6 protein-coding genes are annotated in these 10,921 nt (G+C 36.4%); 3 read left to right on the top strand and 3 right to left on the bottom strand.

All coding sequences use genetic code 11. The features are described from left to right. The 3 genes from E4T88_RS13730 (at position 1) to E4T88_RS13720 (ending at position 3,681) form a co-directional block, all read left to right on the top strand. Complete coding sequence (locus E4T88_RS13730; protein ID WP_135106371.1) at positions 1-1,194, top strand: glycosyltransferase; 1,194 nt, start codon at positions 1-3, stop codon at positions 1,192-1,194. A gap of 109 nt (positions 1,195-1,303) precedes the next feature. Further along, a complete protein-coding gene (locus tag E4T88_RS13725) occupies positions 1,304-2,794 on the top strand; it encodes a glycosyltransferase family protein (protein WP_135106369.1) in 1,491 nt (496 codons plus the stop codon). A 5-nt stretch (positions 2,795-2,799) separates the two neighbouring features. After that, positions 2,800-3,681: a 3-hydroxyacyl-CoA dehydrogenase gene (locus E4T88_RS13720; protein WP_135106367.1), complete on the top strand. Its 882-nt coding sequence runs from the start codon at positions 2,800-2,802 to the stop codon at positions 3,679-3,681. 68 nt (positions 3,682-3,749) lie between these two features. On the opposite strand, the gene E4T88_RS13715 is transcribed toward E4T88_RS13720, so the two are convergent. From E4T88_RS13715 to E4T88_RS13705, 3 genes are all read right to left on the bottom strand, one after another. After that, positions 3,750-6,638 (bottom strand): fimbrial protein, encoded by a 2,889-nt coding sequence (locus E4T88_RS13715; RefSeq protein ID WP_135106365.1) that lies wholly within the window; start codon positions 6,636-6,638, stop codon positions 3,750-3,752. Between the two features lie 45 nt (positions 6,639-6,683). After that, positions 6,684-9,785, bottom strand: coding sequence for a fimbrial protein (locus E4T88_RS13710; RefSeq protein ID WP_135106363.1), 3,102 nt, complete (start codon positions 9,783-9,785; stop codon positions 6,684-6,686). Between the two features lie 84 nt (positions 9,786-9,869). Then, positions 9,870-10,808, bottom strand: coding sequence for a FimB/Mfa2 family fimbrial subunit (locus tag E4T88_RS13705; RefSeq protein ID WP_135106361.1), 939 nt, complete (start codon positions 10,806-10,808; stop codon positions 9,870-9,872). Positions 10,809-10,921: the final 113 nt, after the last annotated feature.

Here is a 10,921-nt window from a genome sequence, read left to right as displayed (position 1 = left end):
ATGTCTAAATTTTTATTTGTAATTCCTCCTTTCTGGGGGCATATAAACCCCACATTAAGTATAGGAGGCACTCTCTTAGAAAGAGGCCATGATGTTGCTTGGGCGGGTATGACCAAACTCAATATGAAACTCTTTCCTTTAGGAGCAAAATACTTCTATATGGAAAAAACAGAGAGTAAAAACAAAAAAGAGATAGAACGAATAATCTTGCTGCAAAATAAGGGCGCTAATATGCCGGCACTTGAAGCTCTTAAGTTAGGATTGGAAGATACCTATATTCCTTTTGCTAGGATGATGATAGACGAGTTTAATGAGATTGTAGAGCAATATAAACCCGATGTAATAGTGAATGATTGTATTACTTTTGTTGGTGGACTGTCCGCTCAATTAAAAAATATTCCATTTGCCACTATAACGCCTATTACACCTAATGCTCTGAACGACCCTCAAAGTGCACCTAAAGTTACAGAATGGGTACATAAATCAATCATTGATTTACAACGTTTTGTTGGAATAGATGGGGATGAAGAGTTTGTGCAGTCTAAGCTATTGAATATGTACTATACCTCACAGCTATTTTGCGGTTTAGATAATGCTTCTGTACCACCCTATATGAAGTTTATAGGGGCATTGACAGGTAGACCGGATAATACTCCATTCGATTGGAAAAAGCTTGAGGCAATGGGTGACCACCCTAAGATATACATTTCGATAGGAACAGTATTGGTCCAAAGTCGGAAAGATTTCTTTAGCCGCATGATTGACGCGTTAAAAGATAAGCCTGTTACTGTTATAGCGGCTGCAGATCCTAACATATTGGATGAATGGCCTGAGAACTTTATAGTGCAAGGATATGTTCCTCAATCGGAATTATTGAAACATATAGATGTTGTAATCGGGCATGGTGGGTTAAATACAACTTGCGATACTTTTATGAATGGTATACCTATGCTCATTATTCCGATGGCCTTCGATCAATCGCATACAGCACAACTAATTCAAAACTACGGCTGTGGTATTCGCATCAAATATAGTCGTATGCGCGTTAAAGACATCGAACATGCTGTAGATGAGCTATTATACAATCCTACATATAAAAAAGCGGCTAAAGAGATTCAACAATCTTTTATAGAAGCAGGTGGCAATAAAAGAGCTGCCGAATTATTGGAAGAAATTATAACTGTAAAACAGTAATTAAAAAGAATATAATTTGAGCATGAGCGTTTTTAACTCACTGACCGAAAGTAAAATAATAATACTTCTCGGTTGTTATGTCTTTTTTCTATTAATCATCTGTTCTCACATGTCTCCTTTGTATTATTCAAATGAATGGGCAGATGTAAATATTTACTTTAATGTAGCAAAAGCTATGTTTAATGGCAGAACCCTTTATACTGAAACTTTTGATCATAAAGGGCCTCTTATTTTCTTTATATATGGTCTGGGATATCTTATATCAAATAATTCTTTCTTCGGAATGTTTCTGATTCAATGGACTGCATGGTTTATAATGGTTTATTATATCTATAAGCTATCTAAATTATATTTGGATAATGCTTTTGCATATATAGTAGCTATTATTTTCCCTGTCTTTATACTGAAAATAATGAAAGCGGGAGGATCAGCAGAAGAGTTTATTCTTGTTTTCGAATGTATTAGTTTATATTACTTTGTCAGATATTTTAAAGGAAAAGGTGTATCTATCCATAAGCCGTCAGTAATGTTTATACATGGAATTATGTGTTCTATGGTACTTTTCATAAAACTCAATTTGTTGGCTTTTTGGTTCTTTCCTTTAGCTGCTATATTTTTTAATCTTTTACGGAAGAGAGCGTTCAAAAATTTTGCAGTAAATATGGTTGCATATATTGCAGGACTTTTGATTATTGCAACTCCTATTCTTTTGTACCTCTATGTTAATGACGCACTCCAAGAAGCATACTCTATTTATATTGAATTGAATAGAAAATATGCTGAATTACAGACGATAAGCAGTTCTGTACAATTAGTATTGCTCCGTGTTGTATACCTGTTTATGGATCCTTTTGCACTTTTCTTTATGGCACTTATTGGAGTTTTCTATTTTCCAGTAAAACATATTAAGTATACTTTAGGTAAATATGCTTTACTATTATCCGGAGTCGCTCTTTACATTATTATATTTATGTCTCCGGTTTTTCAAATGTATTATCCTGTTGTATTTCTTATTTTTAGCTTATTGGGCGTACTAAGTTTGTTTATATACATATCCGGTTTTATAACGATAGTAAAATATATTACATCTGCTTTTTTACTTATCATTACAAGTTGTATGATATATATAGGCTATAGTCAGACTGATTTGGGGAATAGTAAGATCGCCGGGACTACAGTTTCTTTGAAGCCGGGATTACTTACACAGAAAATTCATGATGAAATTGTTAAGGAACCAAAACCAACACTCCTAAATGTTGGTTTTGGTCTGGGTAATAGTTTATTTACAACATGTAAAATCGTTCCTAATATTCGTTATTTTGTTTCACCGAATCTAACATATGAGTCATATCCTCAAATGCGTGATGAACAGACAAGGTATATTGAAAATAAAGAAATCAAGTTTATAGTTATGCCCTTGCCTCTATTGGATATAGATGGAAGCACAAAAGTGCAGAAGAGACGGAAAATTGGAAATCAAGAATATTTTTTAAATCTGCGTGCTTTCAAAGAAAATTACACTTTAATTTTAACAGACACGATTATCAATACGATAGATGAAAAAAATATAGAGATACTTCAACTATACAAACTAAAATAAGGAAGATGAATAAAATGTCCAATGTAACTATTCTAGGGGGAGGTAATATGGGCTCTCAAATTGCATTTCAGACAGCTTTTAAAGGATTCAATGTCACGATATATGACATCAATGTTGACTTATACAGTCAAGGGATTGAAAACCTTGAGTTACTAAGGAACATATATCTGAGAGAGGCTCATGCTACCGAAGAAGAAATGGATGCCGCTTTTAATAATATTTCGTATTCTTTTAATCTTTCTGAAGCTGTTCAAGATGCTGATCTTACAATAGAAGCTATACCCGAGAATATCGAAATAAAACAAAAATTATACACAGAGCTAGGAAGAGTTGCTCCTGCAAAGACAATTTTCACCACTAATTCATCAACAATGTTACCCAGCGATCTGATGGAGTTTACAGGACGTCCTCATAAATTTATGGCATTACATTTTTCAAATTTATTATTTCACTGCAATATTGCTGAAATTATGAAATCTTCAGAGACTGATGCTGATTCGTATAATACTGTTATAGAATTTGCAAAAGCGATTGGAATGATTCCTATCCTTGTAAAGCAAGAGCAACGTGGTTATATCTTAAATTCATTGTTAATGCCTTTTATGGCAGCTGCTACCGAACTCTACCTAAAGGGTGTTGGCGATATTGAAACCATCGATAAAACATGGCGTATCGCAACAGGCTCACCTGTTGGTCCTTTTGAAATATATGATATAGTTGGTATAAATACAGTATATAATATAGCCGCTAATGGAGATCTGAAAGCAAAATTATTTGCACAATATCTAAAAGACAATTTTATAAAACAAGGAAAACTGGGATATCTCTCAGGAGAAGGATTTTATAAATATCCAAAAGAAATAAACATCACTAAAATAAAGAAATGACAAAAGGGATAGATATGTAGGATTAAAGCCTATATATCTTCCCTTCAAGTTATAACTGTTTTTAAAAGTTATTCTTCTACTACACAACGCACACAAAAGCCTAAAGTACGAAAAAGTTCATAATTGGTTGTTATCAAATTGCCATTAGCAAAAGTCATGGCATAGTTATTGGCTCCGTTAGCGGATGAAGACCAATACATTCCATTTGTTCCGATTTGAACAAGACTATTATTTGTATCTCGATATCCTGATGCTGGGAAAAATGGAGAACCTGTATCTAACTTATTATATCCTCTGTCGAAAGACTGAGTTCCATCAGCTAGGGTAGAGGTATATGATACAAACGGACCCACTATTGAATAACTCGATACATCATTAAATTCGTTAGAAGTAGGCATTCGCCATTTTTTACCCGGAGGCGCCCATCCTTTTTCCGTTAAGTATCTGCAAATATCGCCAACTCCTGTAGATGCATTCGTTATTTCATAGAGGTATGCACGGTCAAGATTTGTTTTTCCCGAAGGAGGATTACTGTTTACATTAGTTATAGGATATGGAATTGCAGACCATTCTATATTTGATGTCGTTCCCCCCAAAGGAGGATATAATACTGTTGCCAAAGAATAAATACCTATCGGTGAAATAGCATATAAGCTACCTCCTTGAAAGTATACTCCCTGATAAGTCTTGTGTGTGGTTACACCGACATCATCGAAAGTCAAATGCCCTGAAACAAGATCGTAATATATATTACTGCCAGCCCATCCTTTATGAGCTTTAGGATAATATTCATTAGTTATATTTAATACAAGAGTTGCATCATTGAACTTTTTGGGAGAGTCGGTACTTTCAAAAACTACTGTTACCTGTCCTGCAATACTTATGGCATTCCCTACTACTCTAAAATTAACAGCAGTACCTGTTCCTGTATTAGCGGAACCAACTGCTCCAACCTTTAAGTTGTCTGAAGCTTGCAGATTCAAAAGAGAACCACTACCTGTCGTTATATTTTCAGTGATGGCTTTTATACGCCAACCGGCATTACTTCTCACATTAAACGTATATGTATTTCCATTTGTCCAGTACGAACTGCTAACATTGCTGAACACAATGTTGTAAGTTGATTGCCTTAAGAATATACTCTCAGTTATATTATTAGTACCATTGGATACAGTGAAATCTATTTTTGATATTTTCACAAGAAACGGATTATCTAAAAGCTCGGAATCAGAAATGCCTGGGGGTTGTATTGTAAATAATATCTCTCCTGATGGATCACTTATACTAGACTGCAAACCAACGGAAGGCAAACCTGAAGAAACGTCTAACGAGAGCCCTGTACTACCTATCACATAATGAGTTGCTGTAACAGATGAAGATTCTGGAACCCACTTTATTTTAAATTGTTGGGCATCTGGTTGAGTATTTATTGGTGCTGCAAATATCAATTCTGTGATTTTTCGAGTTCCTGCAGTATTTTTTATACTTAATGCTATAGCTGCATTTATATCTTGCGTCACTTTGATTATATAAGTAAGTCGCCCTGCTTTCAAATGGATAAAACCAATACGGACTAAGCCACTTACATTTTCCGTCAGACCAACTTTAAGGTTGGAAATTACACCCGAAGAACCAGATGAAACAGAAGTTCCTGATGTGGATAACAAACTTACCCAATTAATATTGTTGCCTTGCGCATCTACTATTTTATCTACAGTCCACCCTGAAGGATTATCAGTTGTAACTGCAAGCGTATTGTTTTCATCACTAGCTGTTTGAATATCTCTGGGAAAAGAGAATTCTCCGGCGGAAACTCCGAGCATGTATTGTCCGTCAAAAACAACGTCACTCATCAGAGCATCATTCCATTGGATAATTTCAGCTTTAATATTAACCGGACGAGAATTGAAAGCATCTGTTGGAGTCGCCAATCCAGAACCGCTAATTTCAGATATATTTACTTTATAATGATGATTTCTGAGTAAAGCAAGATAGGTGGTAACGCCTGAAGATGTTTGTGTAAAATCGATCCGATAATAAGTCGGTTGGGCGTCGCCCGTATAAGTTCCGCCGATAACCAGGCAGGTATTATCTTGTAAAGATGATGAACTTCCGGCTAATGCTTCAAAAGTGTAGATTTCTCCTATGCTAGAAATCCCCGGTGTTGTAATGGCATCTTCATCATACACAAGTGGGTTCAGTGACGCATTTGCAGGTTTCTGTGCAGAAGCAGGAACCGAAGGGGATGTTACTTTTCCTTGTAATGCATTCCAATTTGACGATACAGGAGCAATTCCACCTTTATTATTATAGTTATAAAGGCGTATGCTTTCCAGTACAAATTTACTTGTGGCATCTACATGAGTAAGTGCTACATCTATTTTGGAAACCATACGAACCAGATTGACCGGATTATTAATGACTGTATTGCCATCTACAGAGAGTGATGTCAATTCTCCCCACATTGGTATGGGAACGTATCCTCCGGATAGAGGATCGGTGTTCCATTTTCCCGCATTCGACAATAGTAATTTTTCCATAACCGAAGATTTTTCCTCACCGTCACTTATGCTGCTTAAAGCATTAGCCAGGCTCTGTCTGGAATTTGCCAGAATTACTACATTATAATTTCCTTCCGGAATTTTTACAGAAAAAGTCTTAACCTTACTGTCTGTAGGATTAGTATTTATAACATTACTATACAAAGGTTGATATGTGTATTTTCCGTCTAGGTCGAACAACAAAACTTCTATACTTCGCACATCATTCTCATCATCTTCACCCAAAGAAGATTTAAGACCCGATGAACCTGGAACTACTACTGAAAATAACATATCCATGACATTCTTATTTTCTGTCGATACATATTCGGTATCACTGCATGAAGGCATAGAGATGCCTAATAATAACAAAACAAGTATAGCTCCATATATAATCAATTTGATAATTACTTTCATAATTTATTCGTGTTTATAATTTCTAAGCCGATACCTCTAGGCTATTTATTGTTCGGATACGCATCGAATACAAAAACCTCCGGCACGGTAAGTTGGTTGCCCAATCCATAAATTTGTACTATTAAATTTCATATTGAATCCGTATACACCAGTAGCTGTGGCAGCCCAATATATTCCGTTGTAACTAACGTTTGTCAAACTTCCACTTCCATCCGTCCGATAACCTGCCGCAGGATACCAGTTTCCGTAGCCAGTCCATGTCATTCCCGAGGTATCCCATGTAGTACCATTTTGTCCCATAGTAAAATTACTACTGCCCCATGTTCCTTGTTGAGGTACACGCCATCCAACAGGGCATGGATCATAAACTGTTTTAGTTGCTGGTCCCCAAAGAGCATTGTTTTGCGCTGTTCCATTAGTATACCAATCAAAATTGGGTGTTGCGCCATAGTAGAAAGTTAATGGATATGCTATAGAATTGGCCAAGTTGTTGGATTCTGCTACCTGTATTTTAGATACTGATGTGGTGCCTGATGACGTATATAGAATAGGTTCATCGGTTCCTGTTAATGTTGACGAATTCGGGAACGGATCTTTACGTCCCCATTGATATAATAGACCTTTTGCTTCCACTGTGTTTGAGGTGTTCCCCAAGGCTCCAAGGTTACGATCCATAAATTTGCCGGTACCTAAGGCTGACGGAGTATAGTTAGTTACCCATATATGCCATGACCAAAGTGTTTTGTTTGAAGCATTTTTAATCTCTACAACTGCATTTCCTTGGATACTTCCCGGTTTCACTAGAACATAGCCCGATGCACCTGTGCCAACAGCCTGAAGGATGCTTATATTTGAATTAGATGCTATTTTATTTGTATTATCAGTCCAAAGAAGTCCCGCCGTAAAACTATCTGATGTACCAAGTTGAATGCCGGCAGCAGATTCGTTAGCTCTACTTACAGGGATTAGTATTCCTGTACCTCCCGGACTTACAATATAGGAATTTGATTTAGGCTGTATGATACCGGCATAGCAAGGCAAAGTAATATCTGTATCTGCGAAACGTCCTTGTGGGCTCTTAATTGTCAGCACTACATCTCTATTATAAAGTGTAGGATTCGTTATATCATTGATTATGTTGAAATATACTCTCGTCCCATTCGTATTGCCCCCTCCAGAGGTGGTTGTTAAAGTTTGTAATACATTATCAGGGTTACTTTTGATTTCAACAGTGAAATTTGTATTAGACTTAATGGTAAAATACTTCTGAGTCCCATCCATCAGATAATATGTATCTTTTTCTGTAGAGATATTGTATTTTACCTGTCTAAGAAAAATACTTGCAGTTAAAAAAGTGTATGGGTCACCTATTCTGAAATCGACAACAGATACTTTTTCCAGAAAAGGATTTGTTGCATATTCAGCAGACGTAATAGCTGTAGGGCGTACTGTAAAAGTTTTTTCGCCTGAAGCATCATTGATCAAGGTAAATGCTCCCGAACCAGGCTGATCTGATGACCCATCGAATGAAAAGCCCACATTATAAAGATCAGTACGACTTGATGAAACTGTGAATACCGAAGGATTCCATTTGAGTTTGAATTGTTGTGCTGCCGGCTGAACATCAGCAGATGAGATAAATACCAGCTCGGAAATTTCTTTTCCAGACATATCAGTAATCGTAAGTTCCAGGTTTAGTTCGGCTTTTTGAGTTATCTTTACAGTGTGAGTCAACCGCCCTGCACTAAGATGAATAAAGGCAATGCGATCTAATCCGCTAGTATTTTCTGTCATATTAAGCTTAAGATCACTTACATTGCCCGAAGTTCCTGCCGTTACCGGAGTTCCTATCATAGACACTACACTTAGCCAACTTATAGAGCTTCCTCCTGCATCGGTTATTTTTTCGATCTTCCATCCCGAAGGAAAATCTGTTGTTATAGAAAATGTATTATCTGTACTCGAAATAGTTCGTACTTTACGGGTAAAGGTCATTTCTCTTTGTGACACTCCCAGCATATATTGTCCATCAAAAACTATATCACCTATTTTTGCATTATCCCACATAATGACATTAGCCTCTATATTTACCGGCAGAGAATTGAACGCATCGGTTGGGGTTGTCCAACCGCGTCCACTAACTTTCGTTATATTCACTTTATAATAATGGTTTCTGAGTAGAGGTAGGTAAGTGGTGACCGATGAAGAAGTACGGGCAAAGTCTACACGGTAATATGTTGGTTGACTATCACCGGTATATGTACCTCCTATTACCAGACAGGTCGCATCTTGCATCGATGACGAGTTTGCTCTGATAGCCTCAAATGTATATATTTCACCTGATGATGCTGTCTGATCTAGATTAATAGCTGTATCATCGTATACCAAAGGTACTTGTGTAAGAGTAGAGCCTGCAGGGATACTGGCATCTGTAACAATACTCTGAGCCTGATCCCAATTACTCGAAACCGGGGCAATATATCCTTTATTATTATAATTATAGAGACGTATACTTTCTAGGGTAAAATTATCCGTAGCATCAGTATTAGTAAGTGCCACATCGATTTTTGATACCATACGCACCAAATTAACGGGCGTGTTATTTGATAATCCTGCATTTACGGTGATAGATGGTATTTCTCCGAACATCGGAATAGGAGCGTATCCTGTAGATACCGGATCGGTATTCCATTTTCCATTATTGGAAATAACAAGCTTGTCTAATACTGAAGTTTTGGAATCTCCTTCTTCAATGCTGCTGATAATTCCTGATATCGCCTCCCGGGCATTCGCAAAAATCAGCATATTATATGTTCCTTCGGGAACTTTTATAGTGAAGGTTTTAATGTTGATGTCATTTTCATCTGTATTGATAACATTACTATATATTGGTTGATAAGTATATTCCCCATTATTATCGAATAAAAGCACTTCAATGCTCCGAACTTCATTTTCATTATTTTCAGTCAGCGATTTTGTTTTAGGTAGCGACGTTCCGGGAATCTTTACCGAAAAGGTTACTTCTTTTGTTTCCACACCAAAAATCGGTGCAAACTCATTGTCACGACACGAATTGAATAATATTCCTGCTAAAAATAATAATACAATGATGCTTTTTTGTCTCGTATCAATTTTTCTGATTCCCATATACTAAATACTAATCTTATTTCTATATTATGATGTACGCAAGCTGAAAAGCGCCCTAATACTCCACTTGTGCAATAATATCTTCTATAATTCTGGTGTCACCGGTATTTGCCACCATTCTGGAACACTTATTTCAACAGAGGCTTCTTTATATTCTACCAGTATCGGTATCACAGCCTCTTCTTTACCTTCTACTGTTATATTATTTTTTTTCATAAAGTCAGTCAGGCCAATTGAGGTAACCGTACTCCCGTCTGAGCTCTTTTTTATTTGTATATTAATTGGATTATCATCCTTAAAGCGAAGTGTATTAAATGTTATAGATGCGATTTGTTCCCCCGAAATATTCTCAAATACAGATGTATTAAGGTAACGTATAGGGGTGCCTATAGCCTGCATCTCGAAGTTATAAGTACTGGGTACCTCTGTCATTTCTACTATCGGCGCAAGAAGATTTCCCTGAGGGTCTTTATCTACAAGCCCCTTTACATATACTTGTACTTTTATGAATGCCCGGCGAAAATCGAGTATCCGTTCTATTATCGTTTCGGATACAGTCGTAACTTTTAAAGATGGGGATAATACAGTATTATCCAATGCATAATATAATGTATCTCCATCTATCGCTGAAGTTCCATTTCGGAGGGACATATTACAAACAAAAGCATCTTTCATGAGACTGTTTGTGCTCAGTGGACTAACAAAACTTTTACCAGAAGCGTTTCCCCAACATACTATACGATAGTTGCCTGGTTCTAAGTTCAAGCTAACTCCGGCAAAATTAGTTAATGCATCTATATTTGCATCTTGTGACATTACATACTCTCCGTTTTCCCTAAAAACAAATACATCAACTTTTTTTATCTTTTTTATAAAAAGCTCTCCGGATTCATTGCTTACATAACGGAACTTAATCACAAAATTGTTTTCGATATCAATTGGGCAATCCTCATAGTCATCATCTATACAGCCATTGAATGCCAAGACAGAAAATAATCCAAAAAACAAATAAAACAACCTCATATATAAGACCTTTAGATTAGGTATTAAGCTACAGATTTCTATTGTAGCTTGTGTTATTTTTAGCCAAAGCTTTTGTTAGATTACAAAATGATTCTTTGGAGGAAGAATATTCT

Source organism: Dysgonomonas mossii (assembly GCF_004569505.1).
Lineage (GTDB): Bacteria > Bacteroidota > Bacteroidia > Bacteroidales > Dysgonomonadaceae > Dysgonomonas.
This window is presented reverse-complemented; position numbering and strand designations above follow the sequence as displayed.

Coding starts and splice junctions, on each gene's coding strand:
- E4T88_RS13730 (WP_135106371.1), top strand. CDS start 1: ATGTCTAAATTTTTATTTGTAATTCCTCCTTTCTGGGGGCATATAAAC.
- E4T88_RS13725 (WP_135106369.1), top strand. CDS start 1,304: ATGTCTCCTTTGTATTATTCAAATGAATGGGCAGATGTAAATATTTAC.
- E4T88_RS13720 (WP_135106367.1), top strand. CDS start 2,800: ATGAATAAAATGTCCAATGTAACTATTCTAGGGGGAGGTAATATGGGC.
- E4T88_RS13715 (WP_135106365.1), bottom strand. CDS start 6,638: ATGAAAGTAATTATCAAATTGATTATATATGGAGCTATACTTGTTTTG.
- E4T88_RS13710 (WP_135106363.1), bottom strand. CDS start 9,785: ATGGGAATCAGAAAAATTGATACGAGACAAAAAAGCATCATTGTATTA.
- E4T88_RS13705 (WP_135106361.1), bottom strand. CDS start 10,808: ATGAGGTTGTTTTATTTGTTTTTTGGATTATTTTCTGTCTTGGCATTC.